This window comes from Kitasatospora sp. McL0602 (genome assembly GCF_052076145.1).
GTDB lineage: Bacteria > Actinomycetota > Actinomycetes > Streptomycetales > Streptomycetaceae > Kitasatospora.
Genome location: NZ_CP197246.1, coordinates 870,267 through 894,990 on the forward strand (window position 1 = coordinate 870,267; position 24,724 = coordinate 894,990).

The window sequence follows — 24,724 nt, forward strand, 5'->3', positions numbered from 1 at the left end:
GTCCCTCCTGGCCCTGCCCCGCTTTGACGGACACCTGAGCTCAGGGGATTTGTGTCCCCCGGGAGGATGTCCATCATGGAGAGCATGGGGAAGAAGAAGCCTCGGCCTCGCCGGTCGTTCACGCCGGAGTTCAAGGCCGAGATCGTCGCGCTGTGCCGCCAGGGCGACCGCTCGGTCGGCCGGGTGGCCAAGGACTTCGACCTGACGGTGACGGCGGTGCGGGACTGGGTCAGGCAGGCCGAGGTCGACGCGGGCGAGCGCGACGGCCTGACCAGCGTCGAGCGCGAGGAACTGGCGGCGTTGCGCCGCGAGAACCGGCGCCTGCGCGAGGACGTCGAGATCCTCAAGCGCGCGACAATTTTCTTCGCGAAGGAGACCCGGTGAACGTGCACCCGTTCATCGAGGCGGAGAAAGAAGGCGGACACAGCGTCAAACGCGCGTGCGAGCTGCTGCAGGTCTCCAGAGCCGCCTTCTACACCCGCCGCACTGGCGCCGTTGGAGCCCGACGGGCCCGCGACCTGGAGCTCACCGGCAAGATCGCCCAGGTGCACCAGGACTCGCGCGGTACCTACGGCGCCCCGCGCGTGCACGCCGCCCTTCAGCGCGGAGGCACCGCCTGCGGACGCAAGCGCATAGCCCGGCTCATGCGCGCCGCCGGACTTGCGGGACGGTGCCCCAAACGTCGGCACATCACGACGGTCCCCGACCCGGCCGCGCCCTCGCGGCCGGACCTCATCCGGCGCGACTTCACGCCCAACCCTGCTGCCACCGACCGCCGTTGGTGCGGCGACATCACCTACATCCCCACCGATGAGGGCTGGCTCTACCTGGCCACCGTCATCGACATCGCCTCCCGCCGCGTCGTCGGCTGGGCCACCGCCGACCACCTGCGCACCGACCTGGTCGCCGACGCTCTGCGTCAGGCCTGCCACCGGCGGCGCCCGGCACGCGGGGTGGTGTTCCACTCGGATCGCGGCTGCCAGTACACCAGTCGCCAATTCGCCGACCTGGCAAGCGAGTTCGGTATTCGACTGTCGGTCGGTCGCACCGGTCAGTGCTGGGACAATGCCCTCGCGGAATCGTTCTTCGCCACCCTCAAGGGCGAGCTCATCGACCGCCGGACCTGGCCCACCCGGGCTGCCGCCCACGCCGCGATCTTCGAGTTCATCGAGTCCTGGTTCAACCTCCGCCGGCTCCACAGCAGCCTCGACTACCGCAGCCCCGCCGAATACGAAGCCCTTCAAGTAGCCTGACCACCGCACCGAACCTGTCCGTCAAAGCGGGGCAACCTCACTCCCCGTACTGACGCCACGTCAGCCTGCGGAGCCTAGGTTGACGCCATGACCCGAACTCATCGCACCGCAGTACCTCTCCTTCTCGCGCTCGGGCTCGCCCTGCCGATGATTCTGCCGATCGCCACGGCAGAGGCCGCGTCCCCAACTCCCACTGCCACCCGGTCGGTTGCCCAGGCCGACGTGGGAACGCAACTGGAGCTTCCCCGCCCCACCGGCCCGTTCGCGGTCGGCCTCAGCACACTGCACCTGGTGGACACCGGCCGCCCGGACCCCTGGGTGCCCGCCGCCGGCCCGCGTCAGTTGATGGTGTCGGTGTTCTACCCCGCCCGGCGCGGGACCGGCGAACCCGCCCCCTACATGACCACGGAGGAGGCAGCGCTGCTGCTCGAGCGGAAAGCGCCGGGTGCCGGAATCCAGCCCGAAGCGGTCAGCGGCACCCGCTCCTGGGCACGGACCGACGCGCGGCCGACTCCCGGCCGCTTCCCCCTGGTTCTGCTCTCGCCCGGCTTCACCATGCCGCGCTCCACTCTCACCAGCCTTGCCGAAGACCTGGCCAGCCGCGGCTACGTGGTCGCCCTGGTCAACCACACGTACGAGGACTCGGGAACCACCTTCCCCGACGGCCGGACGCTCGCCTGTGTCGTCTGCGACAGCATCCCGGGCGGGTGGCCGGTGGTGAACCAGAGCCGGGCCAAGGACGTCTCGTTCGTCATCGACCAACTGACGAATCGTCAATCACCTTGGCAGCACCACCACATGATCGACCCGGGCCGTATCGGCATGGCAGGCCACTCCGTCGGCGGCAGCGCCGCCGCATCGGCCATGACTGCCGACAAGCGGGTGCGCGCCGGAGTCGACATGGACGGCACGTTCGACATCCCCGTCCCCGCCACCGGCCTGGACCACCGCCCCTTCCTGCTGCTCGGCACCCAGTCCGTCCACGCCCCCGGCAACGACGCCTCCTGGGACCAGGCCTGGGCGAACCTCGACGGCTGGAAGCGCTGGCTGACCGTCGAAGGGACCGATCACGTCAGCTTCACCGACCTGCCCCTCCTCGCCTCCCAGCTGAATGTCCCGATCCCGGATGCGACCATCTCCGCCGAGCGCTCAGCAGCAATCACCCGCGCCTACGTCGCGGCCTTCTTCGACCTCCACCTGAAGGGCCTCCCCCAACCCCTGCTCGACGGCCCGTCCCAGGCCAACCCCGAGGTCACCTTCCAGCACCCGTGACAGACGCCCGCCGCCCGCCGCCGTCGAGGTCGGTCATGACGTCCCGCAGTGTGCGCTCGAAGAGTGGTTCGGGTTCGGTGAGCGCGAAGTTGAGGTGACCGAAGACCTCGATGGCGACCATGCCGTAGATCCGCGCCCAGGCATGGACGAAGACGTACAGAACCTCCAGCGGGACGGGCTCGCCGTCGAGGTGTTCGCGCACCTCCTCCAGCTGCCGGAGCCAGGCAGGGTCGAGTTCGCCTTCGGCGGGCAGCCGGACGCCACCCTGCTGCCACAGCTGCACCATCAGGTCGAGGAGGACGCCGCCGAACCGCCAACTCGGGTCGTGGGCGGGGTTGCCGGGAGCAGGGTCGGCGTCGCTGATGGGTCTGGCGAACAGCAGGCCGAACTCTCGCCGATGGGTCAGCGCCCAGTGGCGCAGCTCCCGGCAGACCACCTCCAGGCGGGGGCCCGGGTCGAGATCGGGGCAGTGGTCGCGGGCGGCGGCCAGTTCGTCGGCCAGTTCGTCGTAGAGGTGGGAGGCGAGGGCCTGGATCAGGTCCTGATGGTCCGAGTAGTACCGGTACAGGCCGGGGGCGGTCATGCCCATCTCGCGGGCAATGGCACGAAGGGAGACGGCTGCCAGGCCCTGGTCGACCAGAAGCCGGCGGGCGGTGCACAGGATCTCGACCAGCGCGTCCTCGCGCGATCGCTGTCGGCGCTTGGGTGCGGTGCTGCCCGTACTGGTCACTGTGCCCTTCCTGGCCGAGCGGGGTCGGCGGCAACAGGTGACGGTGGCCGCGGCTTGACAGAGTTAACACCTATCACTTTAGCTTGCCCCCAAGAGTGAACATCGTTAACTCTTCCGCTTGGCAGTCGGCACACACAGGGGGACTCACATGAAGTACACGATCGTTCTGGGCTACACCCTCACCCCGAAGTGGCTGGCGCTCAGTCGCGAGGAGCGCAACGCCATGCGGGCCGCCCACATTCAGCCGATCTTCGCGCGGTATGCGGACCGCGTCTCGGCCCGCTTCTTCGACGCCGAGGCGTTCAACACCCGTTTCTCCGACTTCGTCCTGCTGGAGACCGAGGACTTGGGGGCGTACTACTTCCTCGTCGAGGAGCTGCGCGACTCCGTGCTGATCAGCCAGGGATACCTGGTGCTGGGCGACGTGACACTGGGGGTCGAGGACGGGTTCCAGCGGTACGAGGAGAGCCTGAGCCACAGCGGATCCGGCAGTTGAGCCCACCAGTCGCCTCACCCTGCCGGAGCCGTTAAAACCTCACTGGCAACGATGAGGACCGGTACTTGGCCGCCCGCTCGCCCCCCAGTAGCATCAAGCCCTCATGCGCGGTTCCCCGGATGCGCCGCTGCGGCCTACTCGGTGACCTTGAAATGATCACTCGGCAGGGGTGCGCCCTCACCTCTGATGCCTGGCACCGGCGCTGAGTCGAGACAGCTCCGAGAGGAGGAGACGCATGGACGCGGTACCGGGTTTCGTGCGCGGTCACCACCGGACTCTAGGGCGTGCGGCCCTGGCCATGTTCGGGTGCGGGCTGCTGCTGTTCGTCCTGGCGGTGGCGTACTTCATTCCTCATGACGCGTACGTGGCATCGGTCCTCAATGATCGCGGTCTACGTGTCCGGGCAGGCGTCACGGAGTGCGTGTCGGTGGGCAGGAACGATGACGGTTCCACGTCGGCCAACTCTCACTGCCGGGTGCGCTTCGAGGCATCCGATGGGCGAACCGTCGAAGCGCGGCTGGCCTATGTGACGAGCGACATTGAGAAAGGCCAGACCGTCATCGTCGTGTACGACCCGCGGAACACCGGGCTGGTGGCCCTTGCGTCGAGCGTCGGCTTCTGGAGCACCCTCGGCCGCAGCGCACTGGACGTGTTCGCTCTGGCGGCTTCGGCGGTCATGCTGCTCGCTGGGATTGCGGCTCTCGTCTGGTACCTGCGGGTGCGAGCCCGGATGAGGCGGGCATGAGTGCGACGGCGGCCGATGTCGCGCGAGCCCGGTTCGAGATTTCACTCAGCCTTCCCGCTCCGCTGCTGGCATTGTGAAACGTGAGGGACGGTCTGCCCACTGAGGTTTCATGTCCGTAGCCACCAGAGGCCTCACATTGGTCACCTGTGTTGCCACACTCGACGTGCCGCGCCACGTCGTAGAGTTCCTCGCCCGCCACCTGGCCGCCCACCGGCAGCGGCTCGGCACCCCGAAGGGCTCCCGCGCGCTGAAACCGTTCCGCCAGGCGGCACTGGTGTTGCGCTGGTTCCGGGAGCGCGGCTGCGTGCACTGTCTGGCCCGCGACGCCGGCGTCTCGCACGCCACCGGATACCGCTACCTGTACGCAGGCATCGACGTCATCGCCGACCAGGCCCCAGAACTGCACGAAGTCCTCGCCCGCTGCCGGCGCGAGGGCATGACGCACGTGATCATGGGCGGCACCATGATCGAGTCAGACCGCCTCACCGGCGTCCGGATCCACGCCCTGCCCGCGTTGTACAAGGCGGCGGCTGACGGCCTCCCGACCCTGGCGGACAAGGGCTACATCGGCGCGGACATCGGCATCCGCATCCCCGTCCGGAGAAATCGTCAAGACTTGTGGATGGATGGGAATTGGCGGCTTGACAGGCGGGCTGTTGTCCGAAGGAAGAAGTACACAGCGGCGCTCCTAGCCTCACACGGCTACCCTGCCCTCGCACTGGGCAACTTCGCGCTCCCGGGACTGCCGGCAACCCTGCACGACATCCCCCTGGAGCACTTCGCCTCCGCAGCCCGCCTGCTGGCAGCCCAGCCAGGCACGGACCCCGCGCGCGTGGTCGCCATGGGCTACTCGCGCGGCAGCAAGGCTGCTCTACTCCTCGGCGAGGACTACCCGGCCCTGATTCACGGAGCGGTCGTCTACTCACCCTCCGCGCAGGTCAGCCCCGGTTCTCCCGGCGGAGGCAACGCATGGACCAAGGACAGCCAACCCATCGCGCAAGATACGATCCCGCTCGGCCAGGTCAGCGGCCCCGTCCTTGCCCTTGCCGGTGCCGGCGACCCAGGGATCAGACCCACCCGCAGACGGTGAAGTTCGAGCTGCTTGTCACGAGGTACATGAACATGCGTGGTTGGAGCAAGCATTGACCGAGTGTGCACTCGAACTTCAACCGACCTGCAGCGCCTGCGGGCACCGTGCGGCAGGGTGGCGGGGCCAGCAGTTGACTTCCTCCCTGCCCTAAAGGACGGGGACTCCGGCCGCGCGTTCCGCGCGGGGGTTTCGCCCCGTGCGTTTGCGCGTCGCCGGTGGTTGGCGCTTCACAGACCGGGTAACCCCGAGGTCTCCACGCCCTGAGACCGCCTGCCCGGCGGCCTTGATGTTCTTCGCGGCGTTCACGTCGGCGTGCGCGGTGTGGCCGCAAGCGGTGCACTCGAAGTCGGCTTGGCTCTTGCGCGAGTTCGGGTCCACGTGCTTGCACTCGTGGCACGTCTGGGAGGTGTACGCCGCCGGAACCAGCACGACCTGTGTTCCGGTGGTGCGCGCCGCGTTGCGGAGCGCGAGTTCGAGCATGTGCCACCCCTTGTCCAGGACGGCCCGGTTCAGACCCCGCTTCTGCGCCACGTTCACGCCGGGCTGCTCCACCGTGCCCCTCGCGGACGCGGTCATGTTGCGGGTCCGCAGGTCTTCCAGCACCACGACGGCATTCATCGCGGTCAGGGTGGCGGCGGTCTGCGCGCAGAAGTCCGCCCGGCGGTTGCGGACACGGCCGGTGACAGCGTTGATCGCCTGCACGGTAACCGCACGCCGGGCGCTCCCTCGGTTCTGCCGGGCCTGCTTCTGCTGCAACCGGCGAAGCCGCGCTGCCTCACCCGTCGTGACGTACGGCCGGTCAAGGAACTCGCCGTTGGAGGTGATCGCGAAGGTCTTCACGCCCCGGTCGACACCGACGGCGGTGTCCGGCATCGCGTGCCGTTCCGGCGTCGCGGCGCCGGTCTCGACCAGGAACGACACGAACCAGTGCGCCCCCTGCCTGGTGACCGTCACGGACCGGACCACGCCACCAAGCGGACGCGACCAACGGAACCGGACCCAACCCAGCTTCGGGAGCTTCGCCCTGCCCCACTTGCGGCCGATCCGCTCGACCGTGATCAGATTCCCGGCAGGGAACCGGAACGACGGTGACCAACGCGCCTTCGACCGCCACCGCACCCCGAACGTCCCATGATCCCTACACGCCCGGTCCAAGTCCCTCAGGGTCTGCTGCAACACGTGCGAGGGGGCATCGGCGAGCCACGGAAACTCACGCTTGGCGTCGGCGAGCTCAGCGGCCTGCGGCACGTAGTTCATCCACGCACTACGTCGCCGGTACTCCCGGCGCTGCTCAAGACCGGTATTCCACACCGACCGGCATATGTCACCGAACGTCTGACACAACACGCTCTGATCATCAGTCAGTTCAAGCCGGTACCTGCGGCCTTGCAGCATGGAACACCCCCCTTCGAGCTGATGCTGGTCACCCTAGTACGGGCCACCGACAACGCGGAGGCCTACGCCGCTGCGCGACTCCGGGCCAAGGATCGCCTTGTCCCCGGCGTAAACGCCGGGGTTTGCGGCGAAGAATCAAGCCGGGATCACACCGGCGGGGCTCGGCTGGTTCGTCGAATGGGAGTGCCCGAATTGCGGCCTGGTGAGTGACGACTTCGGGGACGGCCCCGGGTCGGAGGATCTCAGGCGAGGCCTGCTGGAGGAGTTCGGAGGATACGGAGTGCGACTCGTGGAGGGTCGGGACGGCACCGTCCCTGCCGTCAAACACCTCCGCGCGATGTTCGGCTACACCCCGGCCGAGGCGCTGGCGAAGTTCAAGGAATCCAGAACCGGTGGATCCCTCGGCACCGCCGTGGAGGCCGAAGCCATCGTGGAGGCACTCCGCCAGGACGGATACGCGTACGAGGTGATCACGACCGCACCGCGAAGCTGAGTCCTCCGCGGCCCACCGGAGGCCGCGCGGATCAGGAGCACACTACCCCTGTGCCGCGGAGGGTCACGAGCGCGGTGTGGACGGGGTCGAGTTCCTCGACGGAACGGCGGTAGGCGAGGATCTGCGTCAGTTCCAGGTCGATGGCTTCCGCCGAGTCGCGGATGCGGTCGAAGCGGGCGCCGCGACGAACCGGCCCGAGCATGCAGCGCACGGTGACGGTGGCCTCGGCCGGGTTCACGGTGATGACCTGATCGATCGCCAGTTCACGAGTGTCGGCGGTCAGCCTCCGGAGAGGAGGTCTCGGAGGAGGGCGACGGTGTCGGGGTCGAGGTCGCGGCCGGTGCGGCGGCTGAGGGCGTCGAGGCGGTTGACGGCGCGGACGAGTTGGTCGCGGGCTCCGGCGGAGGCATAGGCGTAGAAGAGGTCGCGGTGCAGGAGTTCGACGTCCGGGGCGACGGCGAGGCCGCGGAAGATGGCGGCCTCGGCGCTGCGGTGGTCGCCGTACTGGAGCCTGCGGCCGGCGAGTTCGTGGGCGGTGTCGACGATGGCCGCGAGCATGTCCTGGCGCTCGGGCTCGGCCCAGCCGTACGCGTCGGCCGGGGCCTCGGCGAACGGGGCGCCCCGGACGAGGGCGAGGGCGTGGGCGAGGGCGGCGTCGGCGGTGCTGCTGGTGCTGCGCATGCCGCGTCGGTACAGGCTGCGGAACTCGTCCCAGTCGCAGGTCACGGTCGGGGCGAAGGCGTAGCCGTCCGGGGAGTCGGGGAGCAGGAAGGCCCGGCCGTCCGCCGACTCGCCGAGCCAGCCGGCCAGTTCGGCGAGTCGGCCCGGCAGTGGCGTCTCCGGCCGGTCCTCGCCCTGGCGTGGGTCGAGGTGGGCGGCGCCCGGGTGGAGGGCGCGGTCGAGGGTGTCGTGGTCGACACCGGGCCGCAGGGCGAGGAGTGCCGCGATCTCGGTGAGGCGCGGGACGCCGGCCGGATCGGCCGGCCCGGCGGCGCCGAGCACGTCGACCGGGCCGAGCAGCCGGATGCGCGGGGCTGTCCGGGCACTGTGGGCCTCCGGGGAGCGGAGGATGGCGAGCAGGTCGTCACTGTCGGTGCGCGGGGCTGCCGGCTGCGCCGGGATCTCGGGCGGCTCCGGCCGGGACTCGGCCGGGTGGCTGTCGGGCGCCGGGGCCGCGTCGTGGGTCGGGTGCGGCTCGGGCGGCTGCGCGGCGGGCGGGGTGGTCGGAGTGGGCGGATCGGCAGGGCGAGCCGGCGCGACCGGCGGGTCGGCCGGGGGCAACGGCGGTCGGTAGGGCGGGAGTTCGGCGGTCTGCTCGGATGGCTGCTCGGATGGTTGTGCGGATGGTTGTGCGGCCGGCACCTCGACTGAAGGGGCCGCCGGGGCGGGCTTCACGAAGCTCAGCCCGACGCCGTTCGCGCTGTGGCGGGCCGTCCGCTGGGTGGGGGTGGAGATCGGGCTGATGCCCGCGAAGGGGCTGGCGCCGGAGCCGATCACCCGGGTCACCACCTGGCGGGCGGGCGGCTCGGGTGCGCAGGCTCCGGCCGCGACGCCGCTGCCGACCGACACCAGGACGGGCGACGGGGCCGCCGCCGGGAGCAGCGGCTCGTCCTCGTCCGGCCCGCCCAACGTCCAGTTGGGGGCCGGGTGTTGGGTGTGGTCGCCGGAGCTGCGCAGCAACTCGCCCCACTGGTCGTACTGCTCGGGGGTGAGGCGCTGGAGTTCGACCCCCAGGTGCAGGCCGGGGATCGTGGCCAGCCCGGTGCTGGGCAGCGTCCACCGCGCGACCGGCCCGCTGCCGCGCTCCGGGGCGCGGGCGATGACGGCCAGGCAGGTGCGTGGTGTGCCGTCGAGCAGCCGGCCGAGCTCGGCGGGCAGGCTGCCGCTCGGGGGCTGTACGGAGAGGACGATCTCGGGCACCCAGGACTCGTCCGCATGGCCACGGCTGCGGGCGTCCCTGGGGCTGGTCGCCTCGGCCGCGAGCAGCGTCGCCCTGGCCTTCGCCGTCCGGGGGCCGAGGGCGGTCAGCGCCTCCTGGAGGGTGTCGTACCGGTGGACGCGCTCGGCGGCGGGCCCGCTGATCGCAGGGTCGTCGGGGATGCCGACCAGGTGCAGGTGCAGGCGGTCGGCCAACGGGCTGTGGGCGAGCTCGACGGCCAGCGTCCGCAGTACGTCGCGGGCGTCCTCCGGGTGGCCGGAGAGGTGCATCAGCCGGACCGTCTCCAGGTCGGCGAGCACCACCGAGCCGTCCGGTGCGCTGCCGAGGGTGACCAGCGCCGGGTAGGGCGCCGCACTCTTCGCGGCCTGGCCGACCGAGAGCAGCTCGGACGAATCCTCCGGGCACCACCAGACGTTGGGGGCGTGCGCCGCCCGAAAGGGCGCGATCGGTGCGGCGGGCGCGGCGAGGTGCAGCTCTACCGTACGACCCGGGGTGACCCGGACGGCGACCAGGGCGGGCAGGCGCTTGCCCTGGCGGACGGTGTTGCGGGCCATAGTCCGCAGCGCCCGGTCCAACAGGTCGATACCCGTTGCACTCTGACGGACCTTCAGTTCCGCCTCGAACGCGGCGGCGGGCGCCGGGGGCAGCGTGATGCGGTGTCGGGGCCGACGCGCGCGCTGCTGGTCGCCCCGACGGCGGTGGACGGTGCCGATCATCACGGCCGCGAGCAGGACGCCGATGGTGGAGGCGGCGAGCGCCCCGGTGTAGTCACCGCTGGGTGCCGCCTTGGCCGCCGTCGTGGCGGGGGCCTTGGCCGGGGCGCTGCTGGGAGCCTTGGTCGGGGCCTTGGAGGGGGCCGAGGGGTGCGCGGTGGCGGGCGCGGATGCCGTGTGCGAGGCCGGGGCGGAGGGCACCACCGGGCCCTGGCTCGCCGGGGCCGCCGGTGCGGCCGAGGGCGACGTGCTGCCCTGGGTCGGCGTCGCCGGAGCGGGTACCGGCGCGGGCACGGGGGCGGGAGCGGGCACGGGGGCGGGAGCGGGCACGGGGGCAGGCGCCGGAGCCTGGGCGGTGCTGCCCGGGACGGTCAGGACCATCCCCGGGATCACCACGTCCGGGTCGGTCAAGGTCTCGCCGTCGGGAGCCTTGGCGCCCTTGTTGGCCTCGAAGAGCTGCGGCCACGCCTCCGCGTCGCCCATCTCCCGCTCGGCGATGGCCGAGAGGGTGTCGCCGGAGTGCACGGTGGCCCGATGGCTCCCGGTCGTCCCGGTCGTCCCGGAGGTCGCAGGGGTGGCAGCAGCCGCCGGGCTGCTGGGCGCCGCCGGGCTCGCGTCCTGGTCAGGCTTGGCGTCGGCGGGCATGAGGAGCTTCCAGCCGGGCTGGATCGGCCGGTCCGCGTCGAAGCGGGTGCCCGAATCGTCCATCAGGCGGCCGTCGTTGAGCTTGGCGATCTCCGTCCACCGCCCACCCGAGCCGAGTTGGCGTTCGGCGATCGACCAGAGACTGTCTGCCGGGCGGGTGTCGCGGACGGTGTAGCCGAGCTGCTGGCCGGCGGCGGGCGCCAGGGCCGACGCGGCCGCCCCGGCGGGCAGGGCGGCGTACTGGGGTGCGGCGGTGAGTTGGGCGGGCGCCGAGACCGCTGGGGCACGCTCGGGTACGGCGGCGAACGCCGAACCGGCCACCGGGAGCAGCGCGAGCACCGAGCCGACCAGCCCGGCGGCCAGCCGCTGGCTCCAGCCGAAGGCGGGGATGCGCCGGGCGATCCGGCCGCGCAGCTGGGCCGGGATCTCCAGCAGGACGGCCGCCGCGAAGCAGAGCCAGGCCACCCAGCCGACGGCCACCAGGGCCCAGAGGAAGAGCCGCCCGTCGTCCGGGCTGGTCAGCAGGTCGACGACGCCGCCGCTGGTCGAACCGCCCATCGCGGTCACGGCGTTGGTGCCGTACAGCAGCAGCGCGGGGAGCCCGAGGAGCAGCCCGGCCAGCGTCACGAGCGCCGCGAGGGCGGTGACGACGGAGCCCAGGGTGCGGCGGCGGCGCGGCCTGAGCGGCACCGGGCGGCGACTGGGCGGGGTGGGCGGGCCCGGACGTGCGTCGGGCGCGGGGTTCTTGGTGTTGTTCGCTCGTGGCGCGGCCATCAGCCGTTCTCCGGTCCCGTGACTCCGTGCACCAGCGTGGCCGTCCCGTGCCCGATGACGGGGAAGGACAGACCGAGCATGAAGGTGCGGTAGGTCTTGCTGACGCTCACTTCGAGCGTCCGGCCGTCCTTGAAGTGGACCTCGGCCGACATCTGCTGATCATGGTAGTTCTGGTCGAGGTACGCGTTGGCCATCTTCTCGGCGACGTGCCCGCCCTGGTCGATCCGGTACTCCCCGTCCTGGAGCAGCGCCGCCTGGTCGAGTTGCTGCCCTGCGGCGCGCGCCGCCTCCTGGGCGACGGAGTCGACGAATTCGAAGTCGCGCAGCCGGCCACTGGAGTCCAGCACGGCGAGGGAGACCAGCACCAGGCCCGCGACGGTGATCGCCACGAAGACCGAGAGCGCTCCCCTGTCCGCACCCTGTACCGCCCTGTCCCGCCCTAGTGTCCTCAAGTCCCCTCCTCAGCCTGGCGGCTTCGTCCGCCTGATGATCAGCCGGTGCCCCGGTAGCGGTCAACCACCGAGGCGAACTGCCCGGTCAACTCCGTCCGGCCAGGTACTCCGTTGAGTGTCAACCGGTCGAACCGGACCGTGCACCGCACCTCGGCGTGGACGGTGACCAGCCCGCCTGCCCCCGGTGTGAAGACGACCGGCGGGACGGACAGCTCCGCACACGCCACGTGCTGTCTGTCGAGCACGTCCCGCATGGCTGCCTCGGCCTTCTGTTGCGCACCCTCCCTGGTGCGCTCCAGCGAAGCGGCCCGAGCACCCGCACGGGCTGCCGCATCAACTACCCCGCCGGTGCTCTGAATACGCCCGACCAGCGCGACGATCAGCACCAGCATCACCACCGCGGGGGCGAGGATCGCCGCCTCGACGGCCACGCTGCCGGTGTCGCCGTTTCGACCGGCGCGGGCGGGAGCGGTGGCCCGCCGCAGAGTCCTCCGTCGGTGCACGCCTACCCCCCGCCCTGCGGCACGTACCGCTCGACCGGGACGTCGACGTGCCGGGTGATGTCCGGTGCGGAGAGGATCGGCAGCAGGCTCAACGGCCGGACGGTGACGCTCATGTGGAGCGTGGTGCCGACCACCGCGGCGTCCGCGCCGCGCCACTCGGCGAGGCCGCCGAACCGCTGGACGAAGCCCGCCCCGCGCTTCGCCGCCGCATCCCGCGCGGCGGCCGGGTTGCCGGAGAAGTCGTAGACCCGTCCGGCGTCCGCGCCCTCGCGGGCCGCGCTCATCGCCACCTGGCCGGCGTACCACCAGAGTGCGACCTGCACGACCAGCAGGACGATGGCCAGGACGGCCGGGAAGACGATGGCCAGACTGATCGCCATCGCCCCCCGGTCGGACCGGCCTGCCGGGCGCGGACTTCGGATCACGGAGTTGCCACCGTGTTGTTGACCTTGGTCTCGACTCGGCCGGCCAGACTGTTCAGGACGGCCACGACGGCAATCGCGATGCCCACCAACGCCACGATCGCCAGGGCGAGTTCGATGCTGATTGCGCCCCTGTCGCCGGCCGCGCGGGCGACCCGGACACGGCCGATCTGGTACTGCAGCAGCAGGACGGCCAGCTGTACGGGCAGCAGAAGGAAGGAGAGCAGGTGACGGGCGCGGGCCATGTGATCCTCCGGGACAGGGGCGGAGCGGGACGGGGGCGGGGACGAGCGGGCGATCAGGTGACGTTGAGCATCTGGTAGAGCGCGGGGAAGACGATCAGTGAGGTCATCAGCAGGGTGAGCAGGGTGCCCGGCGCCACCATGCGTTCGCTGTCGGTGTTGGCCCGTGCGAGGTCCTCGGCGAGCAACTCGCCCCGCAGGCCCTTGGCGCGGGCCCGCAAGGTGTCGTAGACGGCGGCGCCGTCCGTGCCGGAGAGCCGCATGATGTCGGCGACGTCCTGGAGCGGGGTCAGCCCGAGCTCCTCGGCGAGGGTCTCCAGGCCGTCCCACGGCGGCAGCCGGTCGGTGGCGGCGCGCTCCAGGGCGTCCCGGATGCGGCGGAAGACGGTGCCCCGGCCGACGGCTGCGGCGCGGCGCAGGGCCTCGGCCGGGCCGCAGTCGGCGGCGCGCTCCAGGGCGACGAGTTCGAGGTAGGCGGCGATGCCGTGCAGGTACTCGGTCTTGGCCTCCTTCGCCTCGCCGGCCACGATCGCGTCGGGCACCAGCCAGCCGAGCAGCGCCAGCAGCGGGCCGGCCAGCAGCGGTACGGCCACCGGGAGTTCGGAGCCGACCAGGGTGGCCACCGCCACCACGTACCCGGGCAGCAGCAGCCCGATCAGGGCGAAGAGCAGCTTGTGCGCCATGAACCGGGCCGGGGTGCGGTTGATCAGCGCGAGCTGCTGGTGCGGGATGCGGGCGCCGGGCAGCCGCAGGCCGCTCTCGCCCAACCGGTCGTACCAGGGCAGGCGTTGGTCGCCGTCGCTCCGGTGGTCCGCCGGGGCGCGGTGCAGCCGGTCCAGGGCCTGCCCCAGATCCGGCGGCGCCGGGCGGAGTTCGGCGACGAGCACGGCGACACCGGCCGCTGCGGCGCCGCCGGCGAGGACGGCCCAGGGCGAGATCATCGGGCCTCCTTGGCCAGGGCGGCGGGCTCGTCACCCGGCACCGGCGCCGTGTTCGGCAGCCGCCCGGCCTTGCTCCGCCGGTCGGGCTCCAGCAGGCGCGGCAGCGGGGTGTGCCGGGCCAGGGCTCGCATCCAGGCGATCACCAGGACGAACGAGACCGAGACGACTCCCAGCACGATCTGGCCGGTGAACGTCGTGTAGGGCGCGGTGTAACGGGGGTTGAAGGCGCCGACCGTTATCACCAGCAGGATGATGCCGACCAGCCAGCGCACCGTCGCCCGGTGCTTGGCCCGGTCCGCCTCGATGGTGCGCCGCTGGCGGACCTCGTCCCGGACGGAGTCGGCCATGTCGGCCAGCGCGCGGGCCAGGCCCGGCCCGCTGTCCCCCGCTCGCAGCACGAGCGCGGCCAGCACCTTGTCGGAGGTGGCGTCGGCCAGGCTGTCGGCGAAGCCCCGGAGCGCGTCCTCCGGACGCCAGCGGGACTGCAACCGGGCGGCCAGCTCGGCGATTTCGGCGTCCAGCGCGGGCGGCGCCGTCCGGCGGCTGGTGAGGATCGCCTGGTTGAGGCCGACGCCGAGCAGGAGGACGTCGGCGAGCCGCTGGGTCCACTCCGCGAGGGCCTCCAAGCGCTCGATCCGGCGGGTGTCCGAGCGGGTGGTGTCGAAGAGCCAGGGCACGCCGAAGACCGCGAGCGGCACCAGCAGCGCGGTGAGCGGGATGCCGGTGAACAGCCAGGCGAGCGGGCCGCCCACCAGCGCCGCCGCGCTCTGGACGCGCCGCATCCGGACGACGCCGGGCGCGGCGGCGCCCGGCGCGCCGTACCAGAACACGTGCAGCCGCCCGGCGAGCGGGTTCTCGTCGATGTCGGCCGGCTCGGCGCCGATCAGGCCGACGACCAGGGCGGTGACACCGCCGGCCAGCAGCAGGCCGCAGACCACGAAGAGCAGCATCAGTGCGCCCCACCGATCCGCAGCGCCAGCGGAGCCGTCCAACTCCCGTACGGGGACTGGAGCCTGCCCGCATCGAAGCCCGTCCGGCGCAGGTCGTCCAGGCACTGCGGCGGGGTGTGCGGCACTGCCCGGGGCTCGCCGAGATCGGGGCGGGGGCCGAAGACGGTGTTCATCGCCGGGCGGCCGTTCTCCCCGAGGCCGGTGACCTCCAGGACGTGCGAGACGAAGCGGTGCCGACGGCCGCCGACGGCCGTCTCGTCGACCATCGCGACGTGCACGATCAGGTCGACGGCGTTGGCGGTGAGTCGGTAGGCGAGGCTGTCGGTCATGTGGGAGCCGTACTCCAGGCAGAGTTCGGCGATCCGGTCGACGACCATGTGCGGGGCGCGAGCGTGCAGGGTGCACATCGAGCCGCCCTCGCCGTTGGTCATCACCCGCAGCATCGGGACGACCTCACCGGAGCGGACCTCGCCGACGATGATCCGGGAGAGCGTCATCCGCAGCGCGGCCGGGATGAGCTCGCCGATCGTCAACTCCCCTGCCGCCCGGCCGTCGACCCGCTCGCCGTTGCCCTCGCGGGCCTCCATCGGCACGACCTGGCGCAGGTGGCCGAGGGTGTGCAGCCAGAGCTCGAACTCCGACTCCAGGGTGCCGATCCGCTCGTCGGGCGGGATCTCGGCGGCCATCGCCCGCAGCAGGCTGGTCTTGCCGACGCCCTGGGTACCGGTGATCATCACGTTCTTCCGGGCCCGGATGGCCGCCGCCAGGAAGGCCGCCAGGGTCGTGTCGACGGTGCCGAGTGCGACCAGGTCGGCCAGCGTCGCCGAGGCGACCCGGTGGCGGCGGATCGCCACGTACGGGCGGGGGGTGACCTCCGTCAGCGCCTGGAGGCGCATGCCGCCCTCCAGCCGCAGCGCGAGCGTCGGGCTGGCGGTGGAGAGGCTGCGCTCGCCACCGCCGTGCTGACGGGCCAAGTCCTGGAGCAGCTCGACGAGTTCCTCATCACTGTCGGCCACCGGCGGCACCTGGCGCAGGGGTTGGTGCACGCGGGAGATCCACACGTCGTCGCAGCCGTTGATCAGGATGTTCTCGATCTCCGGGTCGTCGAGATAGGGCTGGAGCCGCCCGGCCCGGAACAGCAGGTCGTAGACGGCCTCGGCGAGCGCGCGGTCCTGCTCGCGGGTCGGCGGGATGCCGTGGGTCTGCGCGTACGCGTCTGACCAGCGGGCGACGGCCTCCTCGATCAGCGCCCGCCCACGTTGGCGGCGGGTCGCACGGTCGGCCTCCAGGCCGGAGCCGTCGGCCAACCGGGAGAGCTGCTGGTGGAGTTCGGCCGCGACCTGCCGCTTGAGCTCGCGGGCGACCTGCTGGTCGACAGCAGGCTTGATGCCGACCGGCTGCAGCGCGGGCACCGCCTTCACCGGCCCAGGGCTGAACTCGGCCGCAGGCGGCACCGGTTGAGCCGCGACGGCCCAGGGCAGCGCCGCCGGGTCGGCCTGCGGCGGGCGCTGATGCAGCGGGCTACCGCGCACGGAGCACCTCCCCGTAGGTGATCTGCCCCGACGCCGGGGGGAACGGCTCGGGAGCAGCGGGCTGCGGCACATGCGGCGCAGGGTAGTTGGCGGGCGCACCCGGCTGGGGCGCGTAGGGCTGTGGTGCGTAGGGCTGCGGTGCGTAGGGCTGCGGTGCGTACGGCTCGGGCACCGGCGGCTGGGGCGCGTACGGGCCGGGGTGCTGGGCCGGGCCCTGCGGCGGGTACGCGAGCGGGTGCGACTCGACGGCTGGGTACGTCGGGTGCTGAGGCTGGACGGGCTGCGGGTGGGCAGGCTGAGGCTGGGCGGGCTGCGGGGCCGGGGTGAGCCGCTGGCGGCGGCGCCGGATCAGCAGCTGGATCTGGTCGGCCGCCGACCGCGCGGTCCGCATCAACTCCGAGCGGACGAACCGCCGGTCGGTGATGTCCCCGCCGTCGGAGAGCAGCCGGGCGGTACGCGGCGCGAACGGCAGCAGCCCCAGCGCCGGCACCCCGAACTGCCGGGAGACCTCCGCGACGGGGTACGGGCCCTCCGCGATCAGCAGCAGCCCGAGCGAGTCCGCGCCCGTCCCCGCCTGCTCCAGGTCGTCCCGCAGCGCGGCCAGCCGCGGCCGGACGGCGCTGAGCCCGCGCAGCGTGCTGCGCACCGCGACGGCGACCACGTCGGCCCGCCGGGCGAGCACCGCACCGGGCCCGACCGCGCCGGAACGCCCGAGGTCGAGGATGACGTCGTAGCCCTGCGCCTCCAGCCCGTGCAGCGCCTCCACCAGCGGCTCCCAGGTGTACGCGAGGCCGGGCGCCTGCGCCGGGTCGGTGAGGCCGGGCAGCAGCAGCCGCTCGCCGTTGCCCTCCGGGGAGAGGTCGATCAGCTGCTCCCAGATGGTCTGGGCGAGCAGGCCGCGCCGGTCCGCGACGGCGAGGTTGCGCAGCCCGTACACCGCCTCGACCCGGCCCTCCAGGGCTCCGGCCAGCACGGCGCCGCCGTCCGGGTCGCACTCGACCAGCAGCAGGCGGCGGCCGGGCTGGAGCGGCCAGGCGAGCAGCAGGGCCAGGGCTGAGGTGGTGGCCCCGGGCGCTCCCGGGCCGCCGACCACCGCGACGACCGCCATCAGGCACCGCCCCCCGCCGAGGCCGACGGGGACGCGGACGGGGAGCCGGACGGTGCGGTGGACGGCGCGGCCTGGCTGTTCGCGTCACGCGGCGCCAGGATGACCTGGAACTTGCCGCCGGCCACCCACCCGGCGAGCCGGGCGCCGTCGCCGGGCCCGACCGCGACATCGATGACCTGACCGCCGTCCGCGTCGGTCCGCCCGAGGGTGACGATGGTGGCGGCCAGCACCTCGGGCGTCCGGGTCGTGCCGCCCTGCCCCGAGCTGTCGGGGGTGGAGACCACGAGCACCCGCAGGCCCGGCTGCAGCCTGGTGGCGGGCAGTTGGCTGTGCTTGGCGGCCAGCCCGACGGTGACCTGCCCCGGCGTGATCACCGGCGCGGCCGACACATCGGCGTTCAGCAGCAGCCCACCGCGCCGCAGGTCGGTGGTGGCCCGCAGGCCGACGGTGCGGTTCTTGTCCCGCGCATCCAGCGGATGCAGCGCCGGGTCACCGGCGATCCGCGCCACCACCAGGTCGTCGGCCGTCAGCGCCTGCCCCATCGGCACGTCACGGGCCAGCGCCAGCACGGCGATCCGCTGCCCGGTGCTGTTGTAGAGCACGGCCCCGCCGAGCCCGCCCGCCGCGATCAGCGCGACCGCCATGGCGAGCACGGCCGGCCGACGGCGGCGGGCCCGCAGCGTGCGGGCGGGCGCGTGCGGCGCCGCCCGCACGGGCTCGGGAGCGAGCGTGCCGGTGCCGGGGCTCGGCGACGGGAAGGTTCGGTTCTCCACCGGGCTTCGGCCTTTCGTACGGGGGTTGCCGACGGTCAGTTGTTCAGGACCTGCATCTCGCCGACGCGCAGTTGCAGCGGGACGTCGCTGGCGATGGGGTACATGAAGTCGATCACCTGCTTGTTCCGGCCGACGATGGTCGCGGTGACGTGCCAGGTGATCACGGCCGTCAGGTAGTAGGAGGTCTGCGGCTGGAGTGCGGAGCCAGTCCGGTAGGTGTAGGTGCAGTCGGAGGCCGTCGCTCCCGGGGCGTACTCGGTACCGGGGGTGGCACAGTCGACCGCGCCGTGGTCGCCGGTGTCCCAGTGCACGTTGTCGACCACGGCCTTGGCGGTGACGGTGAGCGTGTGCCCGCTGACGGTCGCGGTCTGGGGGTCCGAGGTGCCGTCGCCCCGCTCGTACCAGAGCCAGACCGGAGCCCCGACCACGGCGGTACCGGCCGGAGCCGCGTGCAGCTTCGGCACGTGGAACCGCATCAACCCGATCGCCTGCCAGGCGAGATCAACCGGCCGGTCCGGCGGCGGCCCGCCCGGGGGCTGCGTGAAGAACTCCGGGTCCTTCGCCGTCAGCACGTTACCGACGTCCCGGCAGTTGACTTCATAGACCGCTCCGCTGGCCGGATCGTGCCCGGCCCACGCCTTGTCGCCGGGCTCCGGCTGCGGATTCGATCTCTTGTAGTAGCACCCGTCCGAGGTCATGAACCACCCCAGATCGTCGTCCCAGCAGGGCCATTCTCGCCCGTTCCAGTGGCACGTCGGCACCTCGGCCCCGCCCCCTGCCCCACCGGGAGAGGTCGACCCGGGGCTGGGAGTACCGCCGGGCCCGGTGATGACGATGCAGATATCGCGGACAGCGCAGGGATTCACGCCCCCGGTCGGATCGGTATCGGCAGCAGCCGGGAGGATTGTCGCGCCGATCATTGCGATCGGTACGGCCAAGCGAATCACCGATCGCCAAAGAGAGTTCAGCATGTCCGGTCCACCTCGCGCTCGAAGTCGACGATGATCCAGCGGCCCTCGGTCCTGCGGAGCGAAACAGTGGCGAGGTAACGGGTCAGGCGTTGCTGCGGGTCCCTTATCGCCTTGCTCACGGCGTCGGCCTGGTGCCACCCCGTCACGTCGAGACAGTCCTCGATCGTCGAAGTGTTCGGCGCAGAAGTGGGATTCAGCGCCCGGACCACCGGAGAGTTCCGGGGCGCTCCGATCATCACCAGCTTGGCTTCGTGAAGTTGGTGCAGGCTTGCCAGTGCCCCGCTGAGGGCCTTTCCGGTGGAGTACACCTGCAGCTGGGAACCGTCCGAATCCGATCGGCTGAAAGCCTCGGTCTGTGCCCTCCACCAGTCCTGATAGGCGCTCAGTACCAGTCGGCCGACTGCGCCTTCGGAGCCGTCGGTGGGGGGCGGTGTGCCGGTGCCCGAACCACCCGAAGGAGTTACCGGGGTCACGCTCGTCACTCCCACCCCGGGAGTTGCTAGGCGGTCGGTGGAACCAGCCGTGTCGCCGGCACCGCAGGCCGTCAGGAACACCAGCAGTAGGCCACCGCAAGCCCCGACAACCCCAGGGCGCAACACAATTCCACGCTGCCGCATCGCCCCACCTTGTCGCGGCCGCCAACGCCCCTTCGACCGCAGGGGTGTTGGTCGTGCCGCCAGAAGAAATCCGCCGTCCCGCCGTACAGTTCAGCCCGCCGTGCGCCGTCGAAGGGTCGATTCTTCGCCAACCTGCCCCGCCCCGGCAACACCTTGGGCCACCTGACACTACGCGGAAGGCGGATCGGTTGGGGCACTTTCTCGCCACAGAACTGCCAACAGTTCTTCCGAAAGCGACAATCCGGCCAATGCACCCCGTACCGAGGCCCGATTGCGCATCAGGAGGCGCCCGTTCTCGCCAGGTGTCAGCAACCGTGCGCCGTCGCCGCCTCCGGCGTACTCGGGGCGGCCGAGCTCCGCCTCGACGGCGGGGCCGAGTTCGCCGGGGCCGACGGCGGCGGGGGCGCCGGGCACGCCGTGGTCGAGCACCCGGGCGAGGGCCCAGCTGAACGAGCCGTCGCCGCCCGGCAGGACGGCGTCGCGGCCGCGGCGGCCGGCCGAGTAGCGGCCGAGGCGGCCCCAGAGCGGCACCCGGGAGTGCGCGAGCAGCTCACCGGCGCCGTCCTCGCCGCCGCGTTCCAGTGCCGTCCAGGTGTCGCGGTCGGCGACGGCGTCGACCAGCAGCAGGGTCTCCTCCTGGTCGCCGTGCACCATCGTGCTGACCACCCAGTCCCAGGCGAGCCCGCGCCGGTAGGCGTTGTCGGGGGTGCTGCCGCCGGTGACGAGGGCCAGCCGTCGGCCTCGCGGGTCGGCGGTGAGCTGGCCGAGCAGGCAGACCACCAGCCAGCGGGCGGGGCGCTGCGAGGCGGCGCGCAGCGCGGTGAGCATGGTGTTGGCGTCCGCGTCCGGGGGCACCAGGGTGACGCGGCAGCCCGCGTCGAAGGTTCTGCCGGGCAGGGTGTCGGCGAGCAGCCGCGCGCCGTCCGCCACCCGGGCCGATCCGGCGTGGCCCCGCTCGGGGCCGCCGTCCGCGCCGATCACCACGAGCTCGATGCCGCCGCTCATCCGCACCTGTCCCTCCGCCCCACCGGGTGCCGGGGTCGGTCCGCCCCGTACGGCGCACAACGTATCGCCCGCCGTGCACGGCCACGGGCAGCTTTCCGGGACCATGGGCCCTACTGGCTTCCAGCTCGGCGCGGGACCATCAAGTCATGGAACGCGACAACCGTACGGACACCGGCATGGACACCGGTACGAACACCGGCGTGGACACCGGCGTGGACACCCGTGTGGACACCCTGGGCGAGGACGAGTGCCTGAGCCTGCTCAGCACCGTGCCCGTGGGGCGCGTGGTGTACACCGAGCACGCGCTGCCCGCCGTGCTCCCGGTGGCGTTCGAGGTCGCGGCGGACGGGACTCTGGTGCTCGCGCTGCGCGCGGGCAGCACCGTGACGCGGGCGTTGGACGGCACGGTCGCGGCCTTCCAGGCGGACCAGCTGGACCCGGCGACGCAGACCGGGTGGAGCGTCCTGGTGCACGGCCGGGCCGAGGTGGTCCGTGACCCGGTGCTGTACGAGCACCTGCTGCACGAGGGCCCGCGCCCCTGGGTGGACGGCCGGGAGCAGGTCTTCGTGGTGCTCACCCCCGAGCTGGTCAGCGGCCGTCGGCTGCTCCCGGCCGGGAAGCCGGCCGACCGGTAGCCGGACGGCAAGCTCTGGCCCCCTGCACAAGTGACTCCCGGGTAGGCATACTCTCCGAGGTCCAGTCAGGAGCACCCACCAGGAGCATGTCGTGACGATCTTCGCCTCCCTCGCCGATCTCACCGCCGCCGTCGGCAGCGAACTGGGCACCAGCGAGTGGCACCTCATCGACCAGCAGCGGGTGGACCTGTTCGCGGAGGCGACGGGTGACCACCAGTGGATCCACGTCGACCCGGAGCGTGCCAAGGCCAGCCAGTTCGGCACCACCATCGCGCACGGCTACCTGACGCTCTCACTGATCCCGGTGCTCGCCAAGGAGTGCTACGGCGTGGAGGGCATCCGGATGGCGCTCAACTACGGCTCCGAGAAGGTCCGCTTCCCCGCCCCCGTCCCGGTCGGCACTGCCGTCCGCGCCCGCGCCGAGCTGGTCTCGGCCGATGAGGTGCCCGGCGGCGTGCAGGCGCTGGTGCGCTACACGATCACCAGCGAGGCCAGCGCGAAGCCGCACTGCGTCGCGGAGACCATCACCCGCTTCTACGCGGCCTGAGCACCGCCTGGCCACCGCCAGAGCACGGCCGGAGCACGACCTGACCACCGCCCGACCGCAGCGGTACGCCGAACGGCGTGACGTGCTCGCGTTCACCGCGTCCGCACAGGGGTGGGCCGGTAGTGTCCCGAAGAGATGGTTGTCGTACGGCAGTGCGGGTATTCGCGCACTGCCGTACGAGCCGTGCGTAGGCCGAGGTCGCTCCTGGAGGTTCCGTGCCCAGTCGTCTCCCCTGGATCCCCCGGGTCACCGCTCCGACCGCGCCGACCGCTCCGCCCGGCGCCCTCGGAGCAGGCACGACCACCGGCCCCGGCGGCAACACCCGGCACACCAGCGCCGCACGCGCCGCCTGGCACCGCCTGCGCACGGACGCCTTCGGCGCCGAGCCGCGCGGCGAGCGGCTGGCCCGCATCCTGCACTCGCCGAACTTCGCCGACGGCGCCTTCCAGAATCCCGTACCGACCCGGCGGCTGGTCTACGAGCGCACGCCGCTGGAGATCAGCCGGGCGCAGCTCACCGCCGACCGGGCCCGCCGCGTCCCCGCCGCCGCGGTGCCGCTGCACCGCCCGCGGCCGATCGACTTCGCCGCCGCGCCCGACTCGGGCCTGCGGCTCACCTGGCTCGGCCACGCCACGGTGCTGGCCGAGCTGGACGGGCGCCGGGTGCTCTTCGACCCGGTCTGGAGCGAGCGCTGCTCGCCGTTCGGCTGGACGGGCCCCAAGCGGCTGCACCCGGTGCCGGTGCCACTGGGCGAGCTGGGACAGGTCGACGTCGTGGTGATCTCGCACGACCACTACGACCATCTCGACATGCACACCGTCCAGGCGCTGCTGCGCGGCACGGGCGCGGTGTTCGCGGTGCCGCTGGGCGTCGGCGCGCACCTGGAGCACTGGGGGGTGCCGACCGGGCGGATCGTCGAGCTGGACTGGTGGGAGTCGGCGGAGGTCGGCGGGCTGACGCTGACGGCGACCCCGGCCCGGCACTACTGCAGCCGGGGCCCACGGACGAGCACCCACTTCCTCTGGGCCTCCTGGGTGGTGGCCGGGCCCGAGCACCGGATCTTCCACAGCGGCGACACCGGGTACTTCCCGGGCTTCGCCGAGATCGGCCGCCGACTCGGGCCGTTCGACGCGACGATGATGCAGATCGGCGCGTACAGCGACTTCTGGCCCGAGGTGCACATGACCCCGGAAGAGGGCGTCCGGGCCCACCTGGACCTCGGCGGCCGCACCCTGCTCCCCGTCCACTGGTGCACCTTCAACCTCGCGCCGCACCCGTGGGAGGAGCCCGCCGAACGCTCCCTCGCCGCCGCCCAGGCGCTCGGCGCCACCCTCGCCGTGCCGCTCCCCGGCCGGCCCTTCGAGCCCGCCGTGCCGCCGCCGCTCAAGCTCTGGTGGCGGGCCGTCGCCGCGATGCCCAAGGGCGCCGAGCTGCTGGTGCCGGAGCTCGCCACCCAGCCGTCGGACACCCGCCGGGTCGAGGACGACGGCGTGACGGTCTGACAATCCACCAGCCAGGCGGTCAGGCGGCCCGGCGGCGCCGCACCAGCCGCCAGGCCCACTGCTGCACCAGCAGCGTCAGGACGCCGCCGATCACGATGCCGAGCAGGTTGAGGCCGAGCTGCACCACCGAGCCCCAGGCCTGCTGGTAGGAGTTGTAGCCGAGTGCCACGGCCGCGTTGGCGGCCGCCGGTACGGTCGTCACCGAGATCGCCACCCCGACCAGCGCGCCGGCCTTCGCCGAGGTCAGCGATAGCAGGCCCGCGACGCCCGCCAGCAGGGCGACCACGAAGGACGTCGCGTCGGGCTGCCAGATGAACGAGGTGTTCGGGCGCAGGCCGGCGAACCGCTCGACGGTGAAGAGGCCGAGCGAATCCATAAGCAGCGAGAAGCCGGTGGTGAGCACCATCGCCACGGCGAAGCCCACCACCAGCGCGGTCAGCGACCGTACGGCGGGCCGGGCCCGGCGCTGGACGACGGCGACGCACAGGCCCGCGAGCGGGCCGAACTCCGGGCCGACGGCCATCGCGCCGACGATCAGGACGGCGCTGTCGAGTACCGAACCGCAGGCCGCGAGCATCGTCGCCACCACTATGAAGGCCAGGTAGACGCCGGTGAGGGTGGACTCCTCGTGGGTGATCTCGGAGACGGCCTCCCAGACCAGGGCGTCCGCGCCGTCGCCGGGGGCCAGCCGCTCGGCCTCGTCGGCGGCCCGGGAGATCGTCAGCCCGACCTCCTCCACCCCGATCGCCCCGGTCTCCGCGAGCCCGGTCGCTCGCAGGCCCGCCAGCACCTCGTCGGCCGCCTCCCGGGCGACGTCGCAGAGCACCAGGTCCCCGGCGGGCCGGACGGCCGCGTCGGGCAGCAGGACGACGTGGGTGACGCCGACGCAGTCGTCGAGCACCGCGAGCACGGCGTCCCGCAGCTCGGTGGGCACGATCAGCCGCAGGTGCAGCACGGTCTCTCCAGGTGTCGGGGGCAG

At 72.3% G+C, this 24,724-nt stretch carries 27 protein-coding genes; 10 read left to right on the top strand and 17 right to left on the bottom strand.

Features of this window, described 5'->3' with window-relative positions; all coding sequences use genetic code 11:
- Window positions 1-75: 75 nt before the first annotated feature.
- From ACR68M_RS04130 to ACR68M_RS04140, 3 genes are all read left to right on the top strand, one after another.
- Window positions 76-384, top strand: a complete 309-nt coding sequence (locus ACR68M_RS04130) for a transposase (RefSeq protein ID WP_441246969.1) — start codon at window positions 76-78, stop codon at window positions 382-384.
- Window positions 381-1,253 carry an IS3 family transposase gene (locus ACR68M_RS04135; RefSeq protein ID WP_441246968.1) on the top strand — a complete coding sequence of 291 codons (873 nt, stop codon included), beginning with the start codon at window positions 381-383 and terminating at the stop codon, window positions 1,251-1,253. Before ACR68M_RS04130 ends, ACR68M_RS04135 begins: the two co-directional genes overlap by 4 nt.
- A gap of 87 nt (window positions 1,254-1,340) precedes the next feature.
- On the top strand, window positions 1,341-2,525 hold the full coding sequence (locus ACR68M_RS04140) for an alpha/beta hydrolase family protein (RefSeq protein WP_441249017.1): 1,185 nt from the start codon (window positions 1,341-1,343) through the stop codon (window positions 2,523-2,525).
- Here the strand turns inward: ACR68M_RS04140 and ACR68M_RS04145 are convergent.
- Window positions 2,506-3,255, bottom strand: a complete 750-nt coding sequence (locus ACR68M_RS04145) for a TetR/AcrR family transcriptional regulator (RefSeq protein ID WP_441249018.1) — start codon at window positions 3,253-3,255, stop codon at window positions 2,506-2,508. The two genes, ACR68M_RS04140 and ACR68M_RS04145, sit on opposite strands and share 20 nt — an antisense overlap.
- 148 nt (window positions 3,256-3,403) lie before the next feature.
- Here ACR68M_RS04145 and ACR68M_RS04150 point away from each other — a divergent pair, with 148 nt between their 5' ends.
- From ACR68M_RS04150 to ACR68M_RS04160, 3 genes are all read left to right on the top strand, one after another.
- Window positions 3,404-3,751 carry a darcynin family protein gene (locus tag ACR68M_RS04150; RefSeq protein WP_441249019.1) on the top strand — a complete coding sequence of 116 codons (348 nt, stop codon included), beginning with the start codon at window positions 3,404-3,406 and terminating at the stop codon, window positions 3,749-3,751.
- A 235-nt stretch (window positions 3,752-3,986) separates the two neighbouring features.
- Window positions 3,987-4,496 carry a DUF3592 domain-containing protein gene (locus ACR68M_RS04155; RefSeq protein ID WP_441249020.1) on the top strand — a complete coding sequence of 170 codons (510 nt, stop codon included), beginning with the start codon at window positions 3,987-3,989 and terminating at the stop codon, window positions 4,494-4,496.
- A gap of 109 nt (window positions 4,497-4,605) precedes the next feature.
- Window positions 4,606-5,586 carry a hypothetical protein gene (locus ACR68M_RS04160; protein ID WP_441249021.1) on the top strand — a complete coding sequence of 327 codons (981 nt, stop codon included), beginning with the start codon at window positions 4,606-4,608 and terminating at the stop codon, window positions 5,584-5,586.
- Window positions 5,587-5,733: 147 nt separating this feature from the next.
- Here the strand turns inward: ACR68M_RS04160 and ACR68M_RS04165 are convergent, their stop codons facing one another.
- Entirely contained in the window at window positions 5,734-6,981 is a 1,248-nt protein-coding gene (locus ACR68M_RS04165) for an RNA-guided endonuclease InsQ/TnpB family protein (protein WP_441249022.1), read from the bottom strand.
- A gap of 280 nt (window positions 6,982-7,261) precedes the next feature.
- On the opposite strand from ACR68M_RS04165, the gene ACR68M_RS04170 reads away from it, so the two are divergent.
- On the top strand, window positions 7,262-7,474 hold the full coding sequence (locus tag ACR68M_RS04170) for a hypothetical protein (RefSeq protein ID WP_441249023.1): 213 nt from the start codon (window positions 7,262-7,264) through the stop codon (window positions 7,472-7,474).
- Window positions 7,475-7,505: 31 nt separating this feature from the next.
- Here the strand turns inward: ACR68M_RS04170 and ACR68M_RS04175 are convergent, their stop codons facing one another.
- From ACR68M_RS04175 to ACR68M_RS04240, 14 genes are all read right to left on the bottom strand, one after another.
- Window positions 7,506-7,712, bottom strand: coding sequence for a hypothetical protein (locus ACR68M_RS04175; RefSeq protein ID WP_441249024.1), 207 nt, complete (start codon window positions 7,710-7,712; stop codon window positions 7,506-7,508).
- 41 nt (window positions 7,713-7,753) lie between these two features.
- Window positions 7,754-11,545: a LysM peptidoglycan-binding domain-containing protein gene (locus ACR68M_RS04180; RefSeq protein WP_441249025.1), complete on the bottom strand. Its 3,792-nt coding sequence runs from the start codon at window positions 11,543-11,545 to the stop codon at window positions 7,754-7,756.
- A complete protein-coding gene (locus tag ACR68M_RS04185) occupies window positions 11,545-11,934 on the bottom strand; it encodes a hypothetical protein (protein WP_441249026.1) in 390 nt (129 codons plus the stop codon). Before ACR68M_RS04185 ends, ACR68M_RS04180 begins: the two co-directional genes overlap by 1 nt.
- A 101-nt stretch (window positions 11,935-12,035) precedes the next feature.
- Window positions 12,036-12,500 (bottom strand): TadE/TadG family type IV pilus assembly protein, encoded by a 465-nt coding sequence (locus ACR68M_RS04190; protein ID WP_441249027.1) that lies wholly within the window; start codon window positions 12,498-12,500, stop codon window positions 12,036-12,038.
- Window positions 12,501-12,502: 2 nt separating this feature from the next.
- Entirely contained in the window at window positions 12,503-12,880 is a 378-nt protein-coding gene (locus tag ACR68M_RS04195; RefSeq protein ID WP_441249028.1) for a TadE/TadG family type IV pilus assembly protein, read from the bottom strand.
- A 41-nt stretch (window positions 12,881-12,921) separates the two neighbouring features.
- Window positions 12,922-13,167, bottom strand: coding sequence for a hypothetical protein (locus tag ACR68M_RS04200; protein WP_441249029.1), 246 nt, complete (start codon window positions 13,165-13,167; stop codon window positions 12,922-12,924).
- A 53-nt stretch (window positions 13,168-13,220) separates the two neighbouring features.
- Window positions 13,221-14,105, bottom strand: a complete 885-nt coding sequence (locus ACR68M_RS04205; protein WP_441249030.1) for a hypothetical protein — start codon at window positions 14,103-14,105, stop codon at window positions 13,221-13,223.
- Window positions 14,102-15,055 carry a type II secretion system F family protein gene (locus ACR68M_RS04210; RefSeq protein ID WP_441249031.1) on the bottom strand — a complete coding sequence of 318 codons (954 nt, stop codon included), beginning with the start codon at window positions 15,053-15,055 and terminating at the stop codon, window positions 14,102-14,104. Before ACR68M_RS04210 ends, ACR68M_RS04205 begins: the two co-directional genes overlap by 4 nt.
- Complete coding sequence (locus ACR68M_RS04215; protein ID WP_441249032.1) at window positions 15,055-16,587, bottom strand: CpaF family protein; 1,533 nt, start codon at window positions 16,585-16,587, stop codon at window positions 15,055-15,057. Before ACR68M_RS04215 ends, ACR68M_RS04210 begins: the two co-directional genes overlap by 1 nt.
- Entirely contained in the window at window positions 16,577-17,695 is a 1,119-nt protein-coding gene (locus ACR68M_RS04220; RefSeq protein ID WP_441249033.1) for a hypothetical protein, read from the bottom strand. The genes ACR68M_RS04215 and ACR68M_RS04220 overlap by 11 nt, the downstream gene beginning before the upstream one ends.
- Entirely contained in the window at window positions 17,695-18,468 is a 774-nt protein-coding gene (locus tag ACR68M_RS04225) for an SAF domain-containing protein (protein WP_441249034.1), read from the bottom strand. The genes ACR68M_RS04220 and ACR68M_RS04225 overlap by 1 nt, the downstream gene beginning before the upstream one ends.
- Before the next feature lie 35 nt (window positions 18,469-18,503).
- A complete protein-coding gene (locus ACR68M_RS04230) occupies window positions 18,504-19,166 on the bottom strand; it encodes a hypothetical protein (protein ID WP_441249035.1) in 663 nt (220 codons plus the stop codon).
- A 266-nt stretch (window positions 19,167-19,432) separates the two neighbouring features.
- Window positions 19,433-19,912 carry a hypothetical protein gene (locus ACR68M_RS04235; protein WP_441249036.1) on the bottom strand — a complete coding sequence of 160 codons (480 nt, stop codon included), beginning with the start codon at window positions 19,910-19,912 and terminating at the stop codon, window positions 19,433-19,435.
- Between the two features lie 312 nt (window positions 19,913-20,224).
- The gene (locus ACR68M_RS04240) at window positions 20,225-21,061 is read right to left on the bottom strand and encodes a hypothetical protein (protein ID WP_441249037.1); all 837 of its coding nucleotides are present in this window, start codon (window positions 21,059-21,061) and stop codon (window positions 20,225-20,227) included.
- 146 nt (window positions 21,062-21,207) lie between these two features.
- On the opposite strand from ACR68M_RS04240, the gene ACR68M_RS04245 reads away from it, so the two are divergent.
- The 3 genes from ACR68M_RS04245 to ACR68M_RS04255 all read left to right on the top strand — a co-directional run bounded on the left by ACR68M_RS04245 (window position 21,208) and on the right by ACR68M_RS04255 (window position 23,745).
- Window positions 21,208-21,696 (top strand): pyridoxamine 5'-phosphate oxidase family protein, encoded by a 489-nt coding sequence (locus ACR68M_RS04245; RefSeq protein ID WP_441249038.1) that lies wholly within the window; start codon window positions 21,208-21,210, stop codon window positions 21,694-21,696.
- A 91-nt stretch (window positions 21,697-21,787) separates the two neighbouring features.
- Window positions 21,788-22,243 (top strand): MaoC family dehydratase, encoded by a 456-nt coding sequence (locus ACR68M_RS04250; protein ID WP_441249039.1) that lies wholly within the window; start codon window positions 21,788-21,790, stop codon window positions 22,241-22,243.
- Between the two features lie 359 nt (window positions 22,244-22,602).
- Entirely contained in the window at window positions 22,603-23,745 is a 1,143-nt protein-coding gene (locus ACR68M_RS04255; RefSeq protein ID WP_441251506.1) for an MBL fold metallo-hydrolase, read from the top strand.
- Window positions 23,746-23,764: 19 nt separating this feature from the next.
- Here ACR68M_RS04255 and ACR68M_RS04260 read toward each other — a convergent pair whose 3' ends face one another.
- On the bottom strand, window positions 23,765-24,700 hold the full coding sequence (locus ACR68M_RS04260) for a DUF389 domain-containing protein (protein ID WP_441249040.1): 936 nt from the start codon (window positions 24,698-24,700) through the stop codon (window positions 23,765-23,767).
- Window positions 24,701-24,724: the final 24 nt, after the last annotated feature.

Excerpts from the sequence above, each read along its gene's own strand:
- ACR68M_RS04165 (WP_441249022.1), bottom strand. The coding sequence starts at position 6,981 with ATGCTGCAAGGCCGCAGGTACCGGCTTGAACTGACTGATGATCAGAGC.
- ACR68M_RS04140 (WP_441249017.1), top strand. The coding sequence starts at position 1,341 with ATGACCCGAACTCATCGCACCGCAGTACCTCTCCTTCTCGCGCTCGGG.
- ACR68M_RS04220 (WP_441249033.1), bottom strand. The coding sequence starts at position 17,695 with ATGGCGGTCGTCGCGGTGGTCGGCGGCCCGGGAGCGCCCGGGGCCACC.
- ACR68M_RS04160 (WP_441249021.1), top strand. The coding sequence starts at position 4,606 with ATGTCCGTAGCCACCAGAGGCCTCACATTGGTCACCTGTGTTGCCACA.
- ACR68M_RS04195 (WP_441249028.1), bottom strand. The coding sequence starts at position 12,880 with ATGGCGATCAGTCTGGCCATCGTCTTCCCGGCCGTCCTGGCCATCGTC.
- ACR68M_RS04205 (WP_441249030.1), bottom strand. The coding sequence starts at position 14,105 with ATGATCTCGCCCTGGGCCGTCCTCGCCGGCGGCGCCGCAGCGGCCGGT.
- ACR68M_RS04210 (WP_441249031.1), bottom strand. The coding sequence starts at position 15,055 with ATGCTGCTCTTCGTGGTCTGCGGCCTGCTGCTGGCCGGCGGTGTCACC.
- ACR68M_RS04130 (WP_441246969.1), top strand. The coding sequence starts at position 76 with ATGGAGAGCATGGGGAAGAAGAAGCCTCGGCCTCGCCGGTCGTTCACG.
- ACR68M_RS04200 (WP_441249029.1), bottom strand. The coding sequence starts at position 13,167 with ATGGCCCGCGCCCGTCACCTGCTCTCCTTCCTTCTGCTGCCCGTACAG.
- ACR68M_RS04230 (WP_441249035.1), bottom strand. The coding sequence starts at position 19,166 with ATGACCTCGGACGGGTGCTACTACAAGAGATCGAATCCGCAGCCGGAG.
- ACR68M_RS04245 (WP_441249038.1), top strand. The coding sequence starts at position 21,208 with ATGGAACGCGACAACCGTACGGACACCGGCATGGACACCGGTACGAAC.
- ACR68M_RS04180 (WP_441249025.1), bottom strand. The coding sequence starts at position 11,545 with ATGGCCGCGCCACGAGCGAACAACACCAAGAACCCCGCGCCCGACGCA.
- ACR68M_RS04155 (WP_441249020.1), top strand. The coding sequence starts at position 3,987 with ATGGACGCGGTACCGGGTTTCGTGCGCGGTCACCACCGGACTCTAGGG.
- ACR68M_RS04240 (WP_441249037.1), bottom strand. The coding sequence starts at position 21,061 with ATGAGCGGCGGCATCGAGCTCGTGGTGATCGGCGCGGACGGCGGCCCC.
- ACR68M_RS04150 (WP_441249019.1), top strand. The coding sequence starts at position 3,404 with ATGAAGTACACGATCGTTCTGGGCTACACCCTCACCCCGAAGTGGCTG.